The 14,968-nt window shown below is 73.0% G+C and carries 16 protein-coding genes and 1 pseudogene; 7 read left to right on the top strand and 10 right to left on the bottom strand.

What is annotated here, in order from left to right; all coding sequences use genetic code 11:
- Positions 1-82: 82 nt before the first annotated feature.
- The gene (locus tag EES41_RS42770; RefSeq protein ID WP_254211336.1) at positions 83-274 is read right to left on the bottom strand and encodes a hypothetical protein; all 192 of its coding nucleotides are present in this window, start codon (positions 272-274) and stop codon (positions 83-85) included.
- Positions 249-1,244 (bottom strand): Na+/H+ antiporter NhaA, encoded by a 996-nt coding sequence (locus EES41_RS06245; RefSeq protein WP_367995766.1) that lies wholly within the window; start codon positions 1,242-1,244, stop codon positions 249-251. Before EES41_RS06245 ends, EES41_RS42770 begins: the two co-directional genes overlap by 26 nt.
- A gap of 86 nt (positions 1,245-1,330) precedes the next feature.
- On the opposite strand from EES41_RS06245, the gene EES41_RS06240 reads away from it, so the two are divergent.
- Positions 1,331-1,696 carry a hypothetical protein gene (locus EES41_RS06240; RefSeq protein ID WP_123076373.1) on the top strand — a complete coding sequence of 122 codons (366 nt, stop codon included), beginning with the start codon at positions 1,331-1,333 and terminating at the stop codon, positions 1,694-1,696.
- Positions 1,697-1,868: 172 nt separating this feature from the next.
- Complete coding sequence (locus EES41_RS06235; protein WP_367995765.1) at positions 1,869-2,621, top strand: transposase family protein; 753 nt, start codon at positions 1,869-1,871, stop codon at positions 2,619-2,621.
- 212 nt (positions 2,622-2,833) lie between these two features.
- On the opposite strand, the pseudogene EES41_RS06230 reads toward EES41_RS06235, so the two are convergent.
- Together EES41_RS06230 and EES41_RS06225 are read right to left on the bottom strand one after the other, a co-directional pair.
- Positions 2,834-3,410 (bottom strand): annotated as a pseudogene (locus EES41_RS06230) (Na+/H+ antiporter NhaA); the annotation flags it as partial.
- A gap of 173 nt (positions 3,411-3,583) precedes the next feature.
- Positions 3,584-3,919, bottom strand: a complete 336-nt coding sequence (locus tag EES41_RS06225; RefSeq protein ID WP_123076371.1) for a DUF3040 domain-containing protein — start codon at positions 3,917-3,919, stop codon at positions 3,584-3,586.
- Between the two features lie 340 nt (positions 3,920-4,259).
- On the opposite strand from EES41_RS06225, the gene EES41_RS41290 reads away from it, so the two are divergent.
- Both EES41_RS41290 and EES41_RS06215 read left to right on the top strand, forming a co-directional pair.
- On the top strand, positions 4,260-4,577 hold the full coding sequence (locus tag EES41_RS41290; protein ID WP_164495760.1) for a hypothetical protein: 318 nt from the start codon (positions 4,260-4,262) through the stop codon (positions 4,575-4,577).
- A gap of 287 nt (positions 4,578-4,864) precedes the next feature.
- On the top strand, positions 4,865-5,893 hold the full coding sequence (locus EES41_RS06215) for an NUDIX hydrolase (protein WP_123076369.1): 1,029 nt from the start codon (positions 4,865-4,867) through the stop codon (positions 5,891-5,893).
- Positions 5,894-5,951: 58 nt separating this feature from the next.
- On the opposite strand, the gene EES41_RS06210 is transcribed toward EES41_RS06215, so the two are convergent.
- Together EES41_RS06210 and EES41_RS06205 are read right to left on the bottom strand one after the other, a co-directional pair.
- On the bottom strand, positions 5,952-6,668 hold the full coding sequence (locus tag EES41_RS06210) for an MBL fold metallo-hydrolase (RefSeq protein ID WP_123076367.1): 717 nt from the start codon (positions 6,666-6,668) through the stop codon (positions 5,952-5,954).
- Between the two features lie 145 nt (positions 6,669-6,813).
- The gene (locus EES41_RS06205; protein ID WP_073780515.1) at positions 6,814-8,178 is read right to left on the bottom strand and encodes a dipeptidase; all 1,365 of its coding nucleotides are present in this window, start codon (positions 8,176-8,178) and stop codon (positions 6,814-6,816) included.
- Between the two features lie 284 nt (positions 8,179-8,462).
- Between EES41_RS06205 and EES41_RS06200 the strand changes: the two genes are divergently transcribed.
- The gene (locus EES41_RS06200) at positions 8,463-9,653 is read left to right on the top strand and encodes a geranylgeranyl reductase family protein (RefSeq protein ID WP_254211733.1); all 1,191 of its coding nucleotides are present in this window, start codon (positions 8,463-8,465) and stop codon (positions 9,651-9,653) included.
- Positions 9,654-9,805: 152 nt separating this feature from the next.
- Here EES41_RS06200 and EES41_RS06195 read toward each other — a convergent pair whose 3' ends face one another.
- Positions 9,806-10,834 (bottom strand): SMP-30/gluconolactonase/LRE family protein, encoded by a 1,029-nt coding sequence (locus EES41_RS06195; RefSeq protein WP_123076363.1) that lies wholly within the window; start codon positions 10,832-10,834, stop codon positions 9,806-9,808.
- Between the two features lie 719 nt (positions 10,835-11,553).
- Positions 11,554-12,012, bottom strand: coding sequence for a nitroreductase/quinone reductase family protein (locus EES41_RS06190; RefSeq protein WP_123082302.1), 459 nt, complete (start codon positions 12,010-12,012; stop codon positions 11,554-11,556).
- A 159-nt stretch (positions 12,013-12,171) separates the two neighbouring features.
- Between EES41_RS06190 and EES41_RS06185 the strand changes: the two genes are divergently transcribed.
- A complete protein-coding gene (locus EES41_RS06185) occupies positions 12,172-12,870 on the top strand; it encodes a TetR/AcrR family transcriptional regulator (protein ID WP_123076361.1) in 699 nt (232 codons plus the stop codon).
- Between the two features lie 226 nt (positions 12,871-13,096).
- Here the strand turns inward: EES41_RS06185 and EES41_RS06180 are convergent, their stop codons facing one another.
- Complete coding sequence (locus EES41_RS06180; protein ID WP_123076359.1) at positions 13,097-13,345, bottom strand: DUF6332 family protein; 249 nt, start codon at positions 13,343-13,345, stop codon at positions 13,097-13,099.
- Between the two features lie 48 nt (positions 13,346-13,393).
- Positions 13,394-14,137, bottom strand: coding sequence for a maleylpyruvate isomerase family mycothiol-dependent enzyme (locus EES41_RS06175; protein ID WP_123082301.1), 744 nt, complete (start codon positions 14,135-14,137; stop codon positions 13,394-13,396).
- A 43-nt stretch (positions 14,138-14,180) separates the two neighbouring features.
- Here EES41_RS06175 and EES41_RS06170 point away from each other — a divergent pair, with 43 nt between their 5' ends.
- Positions 14,181-14,864, top strand: coding sequence for an alpha-ketoglutarate-dependent dioxygenase AlkB (locus EES41_RS06170; RefSeq protein WP_123076357.1), 684 nt, complete (start codon positions 14,181-14,183; stop codon positions 14,862-14,864).
- Positions 14,865-14,968 lie beyond the last annotated feature (104 nt).

Below are 14,968 nucleotides of genomic sequence, written 5' to 3'. Positions count from 1 at the left end.
AGCGACACCAAGGGGCCGCAGGGTTCAGCCCTTGACCGGTGCGGCGCCGTCGCGTGGGCACCGTGCCTGCCTGAAGGCGTGGCTACCGGTGTGCTGCCCGGCGTTCGGCTTCCTTCTTGACCGCGGCGAGCGATGCGGCGACCGTCGCCTCCCAGCGGCCGGCCACCGTTGTGCCCCACCAGGCTCCGGCCCGCCACAGGTCCGTGCAGAGTTCGCCCTCGTACACCAGCCGGGTGCCGCCCGCCTGCTCAGTCAGGACGAAAGCTTCGGCCATGTGCGGGACCGGGCCGCGCACCAGGCGGAAGTCGACCCTCTCGGGCGGGGTGAACCGGACCGTCTCCACCGTCGTCGCGGTCAGCCTGCCGCCGGCGACATGGGTGTGATCGGAGCCGAGCACCAGATCCGAGCCGCGCTCCAGCACCTGCACCTTCTCCCGTACCGCCCGGCCCAGGTACGGCTGGGCGATCACGTCGAACACCGTTGCCGTCCCGTAGCGGACGGGCCGTTCTGTCGCGGCCGTTGTCTGAGGCGTGCTCCTCTTCGTCGGACAGGTAGCGGCAGATGGCGTTGCGGCGCCGGAGCACGGCGTCGGCGGTCGCTGCGGAGATGAGTGAGGCGATCAGCACCGCGGCCTTGACGGATGCAGCGTTGGCCCCGCCGGGGAAGGCGAGTTCGCCGAAGAGCAGGGCGATGGTGAAGCTGATGCCGGCGAGCCCGAGGACGTCGGCCCAGGAGAGTTCGGGGTTGAGCTGGGCGTGGGTGAAGCGGGCGGCGAGCCAGGCGCCGCCGAACACGCCGATGACCTTTCCCGCGACGAGGCCGGCGACGACTCCGAGCGGCTCGGGCGTCGTGAACACCCGGGTGAGCGCCTCGCCCCACAGTGGCACGCCCGCGGCGAACAGGGCGAAGAGCGGTACGGCGACCGCTGCCGAGACCGGGCGCAGCAGACGGGCACTGCGGCCGCCGACCGAGGACTCCTCGCCCGCGCCCGGTGTGGCGCGCAGGAGCCGTCCCATGGCGACGCCGGCGACGGTGGCGTGCACGCCGCTGTTGTACGTCAGGGTCCAGATGGTGAGCCCGAGCGGCACGTACCACCACCAGCCCCTGACCCGGAAGTGCTGAAGGAGTAACGACTTAGGGAGTAATTGACGTTGGGGCGTGCTGGCCTGGCGGGTCGGCTGGTGGGTGTTCAGCGGGTCGTCATGCGGGCGAGGACCAGTCTCGGTTTCTGATCTCGACCCCAAATCCGCATCGCGGTGCGTAGCTCCAGGGTCGAGGCTGGAGGGGAGGGGTTCTGCTGTTTCCCTTAGTAGGTGAGCAGGGAGGAGCTATGACAGCAACGACGCGGAAGGACACTCCTGTCGCCATCGAAGGTGGCGGGGTGGAGTTTCGTATGCAGGACGTCGGTGGAGACATGTCCGTTGCCTTTGTGACGTTTCCCGAGGGCACCGACATGGGGCCGGCTCTTAAGGGTCTGGTCGGTGATCTGTGTCCGTGCCCGCACTGGGGCTACCTCTTCAAGGGGCGGCTGAAGATGCGGACGCCGGACGGTGACGAGTTCTACGAAGCGGGTGAGGCCTTCTACTGGCCGTCCGGCCACGCCCCGGTGGCGCTCGAAGACTGCGAGTACATCGATTTCTCGCCGACCAAGGACCTCAACGAGGTCATCGAGCACGTCAAGGCGCAGGGAGGATGACGGGCGTCTCGCCAGGTCCGGGCGGCCCTGGCGGGTTTCGGGGCAGTACCGGCCGGGCCTGACCGTGACATGAGAAGGGCCGTGCGGGTTGGGTAAGTTGTGACGCTTACTTGGGCCCGTGCGGCCTGTTCCCATCCTGCCCTGTCAGGGGCTCTCGCGCACACTTCGGCGGTTGCTCGAAGAACTCGCCCCGAAGTGGCAGGCCCGCCGTGAGTCCGCACTGCGCGAGCGGCGGGGCGGGGAACGGCGGCGGGCCGCCGGGGCGGGGCGCAAGCAGCGGCTGGTGTTCACCGACCGGCTCCTGGTCACGCTGGTCCACCTGCGGCTGGGCCTGCCGCACGCGGCACTGGCCGAGCTGTACCGGGTGGACCGCTCGACCGTCTCCGGCGCGATCCGAGAGCTCCGGCCGCTGCTGGCGGCCCGGGGCTTCGCGGTGCCCGGCCAGCCGGGGCTGCGGCTGCACACGCTGGAGGACCTGTTCGCCTATACCGCCGCGGAGGGCGTCAGGCTGCGGATCGACGGCACGGAGGTGCAGGTCCGGCGCCCGCGCACGGGCCGCCCCGGCCGCAAGGCGTTCGTGTCCGGCAAGAAGAGGCAGAACACCATCAAGACCACCACCTTCAGTGACGGCCAAGGCCGCACCCTGTTCAGCGGGGTCGTACGGCCGGGCCGGATGCACGACCAGACCGCCGTGCGTACTGAGGGCATCGCCGAGCAGTTCCGCCACCATCCGAAGGTCGAGGCCGAGGTCGACGAGGGCTACGGGGGACTGGCCAACGAGTTCCCCGACCAGGTCAGCGCCCCGCCGAAGAAGCCGAAGGGCGACGCTCCACTCGGCGAGCACCATGCCTGGCGCGAACAGCGACGACGCCAGTCCTCCGCCCGGATCTGTGTGGAACACACCAACGCTGATTACAAGCAGTAGCGCCCGCTCCAGCGGTTCATGGGTCGCCGCGAGACCTACCCCGAGACCCACCTCGCGATCGCCGCCCTGGTCTCCGACCGCTCCGCCCGGTAGGCGACCCGCCGCAAGCTGAGCACCGAACTGGTGCTCGCCCGGCAGGTCGCCTGCTGATCACCCACCGGCCGACCCGCCAGGCCAGCACGCCCCAACGTCAATTACTCCCAAGGTCGTAAGAAGACGGCGAGGCCGGCGAGCGCGCAGCCGAGGAAGGCAAGGTTGAGGTGGTCCGTGAAGAACAGGGCGATGATCACGATGGCGCCGAGGTCGTCGACGGAGGCCAGGGTGAGGGGGAAGGCGGGCAGGTGGGTGGAGATCACGGCGAGGACTGCGAGCGCGAAGGAGATGTCGGTCGCCATGGGTACGGCCCTGCCGGCCAGGCTTCCCCCACCCGCTGCGGCGACGAGCACGTACAGGCCGGCGGGACGGCCATGCCGCAGAGCGCGGCCACCATGGGCAGGGCGGCCGTGGCCGGGGTGCTCAGCTCGCCGCGGACGAGTTCGCGCTTGAGTTCTATGCCCGCGACGAGGAAGAAGATGGCGAGCAGGCCGTCGGCGGTCCAGTGGGCGACGGACAGGTGGAGACCGAGGGCGGACGGGCCGAACTCGAATTCTTTGACGTGTTCGTAGCTGTCGGCGAGCAGGCTGTTGGCCCACACCAGCGCGATGAGGCCGCGGACAGCAGGACGAGCCCGCCGAACGTCTCCGCGCGCAGGATCTCGGCGAGGGAGCGGCGCTCGGATCCAGGCAGCAGCGCAAGAAGCGGCGGCGGTCCGGTCCGGAGTTCTGCCCCTTACCGGGTCATGACGCAGCGCCTTTCGGCTGCCGGCCGCTGACGGCGCTGCGGCAGGCGCTCTGACGTGCTCCTTGCGCCGTAGCCACCGTCGATTCGCCGAACACAGCGGCGCCGTACCGGCAGGCGTGCCGCTATGGCCGATCGGGAGGCGTGCCGCCCGCACGTGTTCTCCGGTTGCGGTACCAGTCCCGCAGGTACAGGGCCGTGGTGACGAGCAGTGACACCCAGGCGAGGGCGAAGCACCAGATCAGCACGGGGGACGAGGTCGCGGCGGCAGCCACCAGCAGGCCGAGGCAGAGCGCGGCAAGGACGCAGACGATTCCCGCCGCGAGGGGACGCCGCGCGATGGCGTGGAGCCGGGACCGGGAGCGCAGTGTGCGCTGGAGCTCGACGTCGGCGTCCAGGGTCTGCTCGATGTCCGCCAGGACTTTGCGTTCGTGAGGCGACAGCGCCGGTCCCTCGTCCATTCCAAACCACCTCAGTCGTGTGCGAGGTGCGCGGGCACCCTCCCATTCTCGCCCTTCACGACAAGTTCGTCCGCGCGAACACCACCCGGCCCGGGCGTAGGCCCGCGCGGGCCGGGATACGGCAGCGGTCCAGGCAGCTTCAGGTTCAGGTGACTCACGTGGCGGAGCGGGGTGGGCGGGCAGGGCCCGCAGTCAGGCGACGACGGCGTCCGCAGTACGGCGGTGCTCCTGTCGTGCGCGCCGAGCTGGTCCTTCGCCTGCCACATCCGCGTGGCTGCCGGCCTCCGTTCGCGCTCAGGAGAAGAGATCGAGCGGGCCTCGGGCCGACATTCCGTACGCCTTGGCCGGCTCTGCCGGCGCGCAGGACGACGGAGTCATGGGCGAGCGCCACGAGGACCAGGAGCACATCGTCGAACCGGTGCGGCCGCCGATCACCGCAGCCCGCGCCCACGAGGTGACAGCCGGGCTGCGCGAGGCAATGGACGACGTCCGGCGCTCCGTGGAGATGTTTGCCGCCGGGTCTGCGACGCGCACGCCGCCCGCGTCCCGGCTCCCCCTCGGGCGCAGCAGCTGGGAGTCGTACGCCGACTCGGTGTTCGGCATCAGCCGCGCCCAGGCGTGCCGGATCCTCGATGTCGCCCGCACTGAAGTTGCCTGACGCCTTTCGCTCGTTGCCAGGCCACACGCTGCGGTCTCCGACCAGGCAGGCTGGGGGCCGCAGCGTGTGCGCTCATCGTGTCAGTCCCGAGCTGCCCGGTGCGGAGGGTACGTACAGCGAGGTGACGATCGCGATGGAGGAGCGGAAGTTGGGTATCTCCAGAGAGTGTGGGAGAAGGAAGTGGTGGGGGCCGGGCTGTGGACACTCTCAATTCCCATACCTCTCCCAGATGGCCCTGCGAATCCGGCTCCGCCGCTGTTCAGCGGCCTTCTCATCTGGGAGTACCAGTGACTGTTGTCTGGATCAACGGCACGTTCGGTGCCGGGAAGACCAGCACGGCCCGCGAACTGGTCGGACTCCTTCCGGACAGCACCCTGTTCGACCCGGAGTTCATCGGCGACGCGCTGCGGGTGCTGCTGCCGCGCAAGCGGATCGACGAGGTCACCGACTACCAGGACCTGCCGAGCTGGCGGCGGCTCGTCGTGGAGACGGCGGCGGCGATGCTCGGGGAGCTGGGCGGGGTGCTGGTGGTGCCGATGACGCTGCTGCGGCAGGAGTACCGGGACGAGATCTTCGGCGGCCTGGCGGCGCGCCGGATTCCGGTACGGCACGTGCTGCTGGCCCCGGAGGAAACGATCCTTCGGGAGCGGATAGCGGGGCGGCAGAAGCAGCCGGCCGATCCGCGGGACGAGGAATGGGCGTACGAGCACCTCCCCACGTACCAGCAGGCACTGGGCTGGCTCACCGGCGACGCGCACGTCATCGACAACGGCGCGATCAGCCCGCGGGAGACGGCGGAGCGGATCGCGAAGGCCGTACGGTCCGACGCGGCGCGGGTCTGCGACATCGTGCAGACCCCGGAGCCGACGCGGGAGACCGTGGCGGCCGGGGTGCTGTTGTTCGACGAGCGGGACCGGGTGCTGCTGGTGGACCCGACGTACAAGGCGGGCTGGGAGTTCCCGGGCGGGGTCGTCGAATCGGGCGAGGCGCCGGCCCGCGCCGGGATCCGGGAGGTGGAGGAGGAGCTCGGCCTCACCCTCGACCGGGTGCCGGGGCTGCTGGTCGTCGACTGGGAACCGCCGAGGCACCCCGCGTTCGGGGGGCTGCGGCTGCTGTTCGACGGGGGCCGCCTCGGGGAGTCCGGCATCGCCGCCCTCCGGCTGCCCGGGCCGGAACTGCGGCAGTGGCGGTTCGTCACGGAGGTGGAGGCGGCGGACCTGCTGCCGCCACAGCGCTACGAACGCCTGCGCTGGGCGCTGCGCGCCCGGGACCGCGGCCACCCCCACTACCTGGAGGCGGGCCACCCCACCCCGTGACCGGGCCGCCGTCCCCCAGTGGCCCCTCCGCGGCCCCGCCGAGCCCTTCGGGGCGGGGCTACGGGGTTGCCGGGAGGCGGGGGGCGGGATGGGCGGCCGCACGGAGGGCCGCGGCCGTGTCGGTGGTCAGGGGGTCGCCGTGGCCGAAGCAGGCCACGGAGGGGGCGAGGGCGGCCAGGCGGCGGAAGGAGGCTTCGGCCTGGGCGCGGTCCACGTTGAACACGCCCAGCATCACCTGGCCCACCCCCGCCACGCAGTCGCCGGTGAACAGCACGCCGTGCCGCGGCAGATGGACGCCGATGCTGCCCGGCGTGTGACCCGGGGCGTGCACCACCACCGCCCCGTCGCCGAAGGGGAGGCTCTCGCCGTCCGCCGGCTCGAGGTCCACCCGTACCGGCGGAGCCTCGGGCACCGTCAGGCCGCGCGCGTACAGGGGGACTTCCCAGTCCAGCAGCACCGGCTCCGGTACCGGCCGCTCCCCCCGGATCACCGGGGCGTCCAGGGCGTGCGCGAGCACCTGCGCGCCCCAGCGGTCGGCGAGTTCACCGGCGGCGCCGATGTGGTCGCGATGGCAGTGGGTCAGCACGATCCGCTCCAGCCGTTCCGGGCGCAGCCCGAGCGAGCGGATCGCGCCCTCGATCGCGTCCGCCGCCCCCGCGTGCCCGGCGTCGATCAGGGTCAGCGCGTCCCCGTCGCACCACAAGTAGGCCTGGCCGATGGGGAAGCGGAGCATGTACAGGCGCCCGGGGAGTACCTCGACAAGATCCGGATTCATGGGCCGACCGTACGCGAGAGGACTCCGCCCCCGGGGTTCCTTTCGCCGGGGGCGGAGTTCGCTCGTGGCGCAGGCGCAGGCGCAGGCGCAGGGCACGCGCAGGGCAGGCGCAGGCTCAGGTGCCCGCGCCTGCGCCCGCGAGGCGTCAGCCGCGCTTGGATTCCGCGTAGTTCAGCAGGAAGTGGGCCTCGGCGACCGACAGCCGCTCCAGCTCCTCCGGGGACACGCTCTCGTTCACCGCGTGGATCTGCGCCTCCGGCTCGCTCAGCCCGATCAGCAGCATCTCCGCCTCCGGGTACAGCGACGTCAGCGTGTTGCACAGCGGGATCGAACCGCCCATGCCCGCGATCTGCATCTCCTGGCCCGGGTACGCCACCTCCATGGCGGCGGCCATCGACGCGTACGCCGGGCTGGTCGTGTCGGCCTGGAACGGCTGGCCCTGGCCGACCACTTCCAGCTCCAGCCGCGCCTGCCACGGCGTGTGCGCCACCAGGTGCGCCTCCAGCCGCTTGATGGCGTCCGCGGTGTCCACACCCGGCGGCACGCGCAGGCTGATCAGCGCGCCCGCGCCGGCGTGCACCGACGGGGTGGCGCCGACGACCGGCGGGCAGTCGATGCCGAGGACGGTGACCGCGGGCCGCGCCCACAGCCGGTCCGCGATGGTGCCCTCGCCGATCAGGGAGACCCCGTCCAGTACCTTCGCGTCCGAGCGGAAGTCCGCCTCCGGGTACTGCAACCCCTCCCACACCGCGTCCGAGGCCAGCCCGTCCACGGTGGTCGAACCGTCGGGCGCCCGCAGCGAGGCCAGCAGCTGGATCAGCGCCGCCAGCGCGTCGGGGGCGACCCCGCCGAACATGCCGGAGTGCAGGTTGCCGCCCAGCGTGTCGATCTTGACCTTGACGAGGGTCATCCCGCGCAGCGTGGCCGTCACCGTCGGCAGGCCGAGGCGGAAGTTGCCCGCGTCACCGATGAGGATCGTGTCGGCGGCGAGCAGCTCCGGGTGCGCCTCCGCGTACTGCTGGAGGCCGCCCGTGCCCTGCTCCTCCGAGCCCTCGACGATGACCTTCACGCTCACCGGCACACCGCCGTTGGCCTTCAGCGCGCGCAGCGCCAGCAGGTGCATGATGAACCCGCCCTTGCAGTCCGCCGCGCCGCGCCCGTACCAGCGGCCGTCGCGCTCGGTCAGCTCGAAGGCGGGGGAGACCCAGGCGGCGTCGTCGAGCGGCGGCTGCACGTCGTAGTGCGCGTACAGAAGGACCGTCGGAGCGCCCTCGGGGCCCGGCAGGAAGCCGTACACCGACTGGGTGCCGTCAGGGGTGTCGAGGAGCGCCACGTCCTGGAAGCCCTCGACGCGCAGGGCGTCGGCCACCCAGTTGGCGGCGGCCTCGCTCTCGCTCTTGGGGAACTGCGCCCAGTCCGCCACCGACTGGAAGGCCACCAGCTCGGTCAGCTCCCGCTTGGCGCGGGGCATCAGTGAGGCGATGGTCTCGGCGATCGGATTCCGGGTCATGGGCACGCTCCTTTTGGGTGCGACGTTGTACTCGGTGTACGCCGCCCGCATCCGCGGGGTGGGCGTATGCGGCACGGCGAAAGTCAGCTCCGATCCTCGCACAGCCGGGCGGGGCGATCTCTCGCCGTAGGATTTCCCCGGCATCCGAGCAACAGCGTGATCAGGAGCAGCAGCACATCGTGAGCAGCGACGACGACGTACACGGCGCAGACGACGTACACGGCGGGGGCGCGGGGCAGGCCGCTCGGGGGACGGGCGAGGAGGGCTCCGGGGCAACCGGGGAGGTGTGGGACGTGGTCGTGGTCGGGGCCGGCCCGGCCGGAGCCTCGGCCGCGCACGCGGCGGCGACGGCGGGGCGGAGGGTCCTGCTGTTGGAGAAGGCCGAGCTGCCCCGCTACAAGACCTGCGGCGGCGGCATCATCGGTCCTTCGCGCGACGCCCTTCCGCCGGGCTTCGTCCTGCCCCTGAAGGACCGCATCCACGCGGTCACCTTCTCCCACAACGGCAGACTGACGCGGACCCGGCGCTCGAAGCAGATGCTGTTCGGGCTCATCAACCGGCCGGAGTTCGACGCGGGCCTGGTCGCCGTCGCGGAGAAGGCGGGCGCGACGGTCCGTACGGGTACGGCGGTGGCGCGGGTCGAGCAGCACGGCGCGGCGGTGCCCGACCGGCGCACCGTGGCCGTCGTCCTCGCCGACGGCGAGACCGTCCTGGCCCGGGCGGTGGTCGGCGCGGACGGCAGCGCGAGCCGGATCGGCGCGCACGTCGGCGTCGAGATGGACACCGTGGACCTCGGCCTGGAGGCGGAGATCCCGGTCCCGCAGACCGTCGCAGAGGACTGGAAGGGGCGGGTGCTCATCGACTGGGGTCCGCTGCCCGGCAGTTACGGATGGGTCTTCCCCAAGGGCGACACCCTCACCGTCGGGGTCATCTCGGCGAAGGGCGAAGGCGCCGCGACCAAGCGGTACCTGGACGACTTCATCGCCCGCCTGGGCCTCGCCGGTTTCGAGCCGGCCGTCTCCTCCGGGCACCTGACGCGCTGCCGCAAGCCCGAATCGCCGCTCTCGCGCGGCCGGGTGCTGGTCGCGGGCGACGCGGCCGGGCTGCTGGAGCCGTGGACGCGGGAGGGCATCTCCTTCGCGCTGCGGTCGGGGCGGCTCGCGGGGGAGTGGGCCGCGAAGATCTCCGAGGCGCAGGACGCGGTGGACGCGCGGCGCCAGGCCCTGAACTACTCCTTCGCGGTGAAGGCGGGACTGGGTGCGGAGATGGGCGTCGGCAAGCGGATGCTGACCCTGTTCGAGGCCCGGCCGGGACTGCTGCACGCCGCCATCACCGGCTTCCGGCCGGCGTGGACGTCCTTCGCCCGGATCGTGCGCGGCTCGACGACGCTGGCCGATCTGGTACGGACGTACCCGCTGGTCCGCAAGGGGCTGCACGCCCTCGACGAGCGGCAGGCGCGGAGCGCCCGCGACTGACGGGGCGCGGCGGGGCCCGGTGTACTGCCGGGTCCCGCCGGCTGGCCCGGGGTCGGTTCGGGGGTCGGTTCGGGGGTCGGGCCGGGGGCCGGGTCGGGCGTCGGCCGCAGGGGCGGTTCGGGGGCCGGTCCTGGGGGCGGTCCGGGGGGGCCTCAGGGCTTCGGGCGGTGCTTCTCCAGGCGGGCGAGCAGCAGGTTCGGGTCGTTCTGGGTGCCGTGGGCGGCGCTCGGGACGTACACCTTCTGCCGGTTCACGGCGACGGAGGTGGGGTTGGAGAGCCCGTCGGCCGCCGTCAGCAGGACGGTGTGCGAGCCGTCGCGCCGGACCACGGCGACCTCTCTGGTGGAGTTGAGGGCGGCGAGGACCGTATCGCCGTTCCCGGCGAAGGCGAAGTCGTCGATGCCGTCCAGATCGGTGGCGCGGGTTTCGACGGGGCCGGCGGAGCCGTCCGCTTCGATCGGGATGCGCAGCAGCGTGCCCCGGTCGAAGTTGGAGACCCAGACCGAGCCCTCGCGCACCTTGATGCCGTTCGCCCCGAAGAAGCCGACGCGTTCGAGATCGGGGCCGGTGGCCCAGGCGGTCGCCGAGCCGTCGTCCAGGGAGACGCGCCACACCTTGCCGGGGTAAGAGTCGGCTGCGTAGAGCACCCCGTGGTGCTCGTCGAGCGCGAGGCCGTTGATGAAGGAGCCGGCCGGCAGGTCCTCGTCGGTGAACTGGCTGACCTCGCCGTTCGGGGTGATCCGCCAGACGCCACCGGCGTCGGTGCCGGTGGCGTAGCCGACGTAGAGCGTCCCGTCGTGGGCCCGGGCGAGGCCGGTCGTGACGGCGGCGCCGATCTCGGGGGTCTGCGGGTCCGCGACGGCGGGCAGCGTGGCGATGGTCCGGACGTGTCCGCGCTTGTCGACGTGGGCGACCTGGCGGGCGAAGGCGAAGGTCAGGTCGGCGGAGCCGTCGGGCTCCAGCGCGATGTTCTCGGGGGTCTGGCCCCTGGCGAGGTCGAAGTGCCCCACGATGTGGGGGTCCACCAGTGACAGCGGCGCGGCGGGGGTCGGGGCCGGCAGCGTCGACGGCGGCGGCGGCGGCTCGGCGACGGCCGCCGCGCCGGCGGTGGGGGCGGACGCGAGCACGGCGAGCGCGACGGCTACGGCGCCGGCACCGGCGACGCGCGGCAGGCGGACCATTCGGGGCACGGGACTCTCCTTCTCGACCGGGCACGGAGCCAGGCGGGCGAAGGTCCAGCCAAACATGACGGAGCGTCAGGGGTGGGCCGCCCATACGGCCGGTCCACCGCGGATCGCCCGCACGGTCGAAGCGGAGCCGGTCGGGCTGCCGCGCCGGATCGGGCGGTGGGCGGGGCCCGTCGGACTGCCGGCTCGGTTCGGTCGAAGGCGGCCCGAGCCGGCGGCGCTGGGGCCGGGGGCGGCTGGCGCGGCCGGCGGCGGGGCGGCCGGTGTGACCGGTGCGGAGGAGGGTGGGCTGGTGTCGGGGCCAGAACCGAGGTCGAGGCCGGGGGTGGCCGGTGCGGCCGGCGGCGGGTCGGTGCCGGGGGTTGCCGGTGTGGCCGGTGCCGGGGGTTGCCGGTGTGGCCGGTGCGGTCGAGGGTGGGCCAGGGTCGGTGCGGTCGGTGCGGTCGGTGCGGACGAGGGTGGGCCGGGGTCGGGGTCGGGGTCAGGACCGGGGGGTCAGGACCGAGGTCGAACCCGGGGGTGGCCGGTGTGGTCGAGGGTGGGCCGGGGTCAAGGCCGGGGCCAGAGCCAGAGCCAAGGCCGGTGTGGCCGGTGTGGTCGGCGGTGGGTCGGTGCCGGGGGTTGCCGGTGCGGTCGAGGGCGGGCCAGGGTGGCCGGTGCGGTCGAGGGTGGGCCGGGGCCGGGGGGCTGCGGTGGCTTGGGGTGTCGGTGCGTCAGGGGGTGATCGTGAGGCGGAAGACCGGGTGGTCGGCGGCCGCGGCCTGGAGTTCCGCCTCGGAGGAGCGGGCGGTGACGCCGTTGAAGAACCGGTTGACCTCCCAGCCCCACTTCTCCAGGTACGTGCGCAGCACCGCCGCCCGCACCACGGGGTCGGTGATCTCGGTGACCGTGAAGGCGCGCACCTTGCGCCCCACGCGCAGTTCCCCGCCCCCGGCGACGCGCATGTTGCGCACCCACTGCGAGTGCCCGCGGGCCGACACCAGGTACTGCTCGCCCTCGTGGGTGTGCGGGTTGACCGGGATCCGCTGCATCCGGCCAGACGTGCGGCCGCGCACCGACAGCTCGGCGGTGCCGGCCAGGCTGATCCCGTGGCGGGCGAGCTTGCCGAGGAACGCGTTGAGGCGGACGGCGAGCGGGCCGGCCTGGACGTAGTGCGGGGTGGGCGCGTTCATGGTGGCCTCCGGGGTCACGGGCGAGGAGAGCGGTGCTCTCGTCTTGGTGCACTGCCCAGTGTGCCCGGAGCGGCGCACCAAAACAAGAGCACTGCTCTCTGATCGGGTCGGTGCTCTTGTTTATGGGCAGTGCTCCACCCACATGGCAGACTGACCCGTATGAGCACCGTGCGAGGGGCCAGGGAACGGGCCCGCATCGAGGTCACCGCCGCCATCAAGGACGAGGCGCGCCGCATGCTCGCGGCCGAAGGCGCCGCCAAGCTCTCGCTGCGCGCCGTCGCCCGCGAGCTCGGCATGGTCTCCTCGGCCCTGTACCGCTACTTCCCCAGCCGCGACGAGCTGCTCACCGCGCTCATCGTCGACGCCTATGACAGCGTCGGCGCCGCCGCCGAGGGAGCCGACGCCCGCGCCCGCGCCGCCGGAGCCCCGCCCCGCGTCCGCTGGGCCGATGTCTGCGGGGCCTTCCGCGCCTGGGCCCTGGCGCACCCGCACGAGTACTCCCTCATCTACGGCTCCCCGGTCCCCGGCTACAGCGCCCCGCTCGACACCGTCGGCCCCGCCGCCCGTGCCGCGAACACGCTGATCGGCATCGTCCGCGCCGCCCACCAGGGCCGCGGGATCGCGCTGCCGCCGCTGCCCGCCGCCCTGCGCGCCGAGGCCGAGCGGATGACGGCGGACTTCGCGGAGGGCCTGCCCCCGGAGGTGACCGCCGCCCTGGTCGCCGCCTGGGCCCAGCTGGTCGGGCTCGTCTCCTGCGAGGTCTTCGGCCAGTTCAACCGGGTGGTCGAGGACCGCGACGCCTTCTTCGCGCACGCCGCCGGGCAGCTGGCGCACGCCGTCGGGCTGCCCTCCGTATGACGTGGGTGACACGGGTGGCACGGGCCTGACGGAGGTATACGTGATGAGGTGACAGTCCGCTCTTCTGTTCCTCATACCCGTGCGGGTGGTTCAAGGGCACCTGTGCGGCGTACCTGTCCGACGGCCGGCCCGGAGGCCGCCTTCGAACGCGGCGCCGGCTACGCCTACGCCACCAGCGCGGTCGTGCCCAACCCCTGGAACGCGGGCCCCACATGGAGGTACCGCTCTAGCGGCCGTCGTGCTCCGGGCGGGCGAAGCGCCACAGGACGTGGGCGGTGCGGAGCAGGAAGACCGTCGCCGCCAGGACCGCGCCCGTCAGCTCCAGGGCCATGCGCGCCGAGCCGGGAAAGGTGAAGGCCAGCGCCGGCCCGTAGACCGCCCCGAAGACGAGGGCGGCCGCGAAACCCCCGCTGAACACGGCGTAGCCGATCTCGATGGTGATCGCGTCCCGGTCCGCCTGCGTACGTTGCCCCATATACGCAGTGTCACAGTGCGCGGCGCTCTGTCACAAGGCCGCCTTCGGTCAGATGCGGCCCGTATCGATCCACAGGCGCGCCAGTTCCCCGTCGCCCGACACCCCCGGCCCGGCCAGCGGGAGGCGGTTCCACAGCGCCGCGTACAGCCACGCCGCCGTCCCGGTCACCTCGCAGTCCACCGGCTCGCCCAGGTCGCCCACCACCGTGCGCGGCGGCTCCGGGGACAGGTGTACGGTCCACACCGCGCCGGTGTCGGCCGCCCGGACCCGCAGCACGCGGGGCTCCGGGGTCCGCACCCGGCTGCGCGGGCGGGCGTGGAAGCCGGTGAGCAGCTCCTCCACCCCGTCCTCCGCGAACTCCGGCGCCACCGCGCCGAACTCGACGCCGAGCGCCGCCTCGGCGTCCAGCCGGTGGATGGCCGTCTCGTGCGCCTGCCGCCGTGCCCAGAAGGCCAGCGGCGAGGGCGCCGCCGTCGGCAGGAAGGTCCAGCACTGCACATCGGCCGGCGCCTCGGTCAAGGTGCGGACCAGGTCCGCGTGCCCCTCGCGGAACCAGGCCAGCAGCTCCGGGCCGACCAGTTCGGGAGCGTCCGGGAACGGCACCGGATCCACGATCGCCTCGGCGACGAACCCGGCCGCCCAGCGGTGCACCGCCCCCGTGTGCCGCAGCAGATCCGCGACCCGCCACTGCGGGCAGGTGGGCACCGGAGCCTCCGTGCCCGCCCGCCCGGCCGCCTCGGCGAGCAGCTCGCCCTCCCGTACCAGGATCTCCACGAACTCATCCGTCTTGATGGTCATGGCGGGAGTCTCGCAGCCCACCGCCGACAATGGACACATGGACGGGGAACTCTTCCCGCGCGAGCGGACCCTGATCGCGCCCGGCGCCGTGCACGTCCCCGACTGGCTCGGACCGCAGCGGCAGCGGGAGCTGCTCGCCGCCTGCCGGGAGTGGGCGCGCCCGCCCGCCGGGCTGCGCACCGTGAGCACCCCCGGGGGCGGGACGATGACCGCCCGCCAGGTGTGCCTGGGGCTGCACTGGTATCCGTACGCCTACGCCCGCACTGCCGTGGACGGCGACGGGGCGCCGGTGAAACCGATGCCGGGATGGCTCGCGGAGCTGGGCCGGGACGCCGTGGCCGCCGCGTACGCCGGTACGGGGGACGCCGGGGCGCCCGCGGGCCCCTCCGCGGCCTACGACATCGCGCTGATCAACTTCTACGACGGCGATGCCCGCATGGGCATGCACCGCGACGCCGAGGAGAAGTCCGCGGCGCCGGTGGTCTCCCTCAGCCTCGGCGACGCCTGCGTCTTCCGGTTCGGCAACACCGCCTCGCGCGGGCGCCCGTACCGGGACGTCGAGCTGCGCAGCGGGGACCTGTTCGTCTTCGGCGGCCCGAGCCGGCGGGCCTATCACGGGGTGCCGAGGGTGTGGCCCGGCACCGCCCCGCCGGCGCTGGGCCTCACCGGCCGGCTGAACATCACCCTCCGCGTAGGCGGCCTCGGGCCTGTCTTTACCTAGCGCTGTGACCGAACCGAAAGGTTCACCGGGTCGCGACGCCCGGCACGGCACCTCGCCGCGTTGTCGGACCGGGCAGGTACGTCCAGTACGAGCCTCGGCACTCC

It is taken from the genome of Streptomyces sp. ADI95-16, assembly GCF_003721495.1.
GTDB lineage: Bacteria > Actinomycetota > Actinomycetes > Streptomycetales > Streptomycetaceae > Streptomyces > Streptomyces goshikiensis.
Note: the sequence above shows the minus strand (reverse complement) of the source record. Positions and strands in the feature narration are given on the sequence as shown.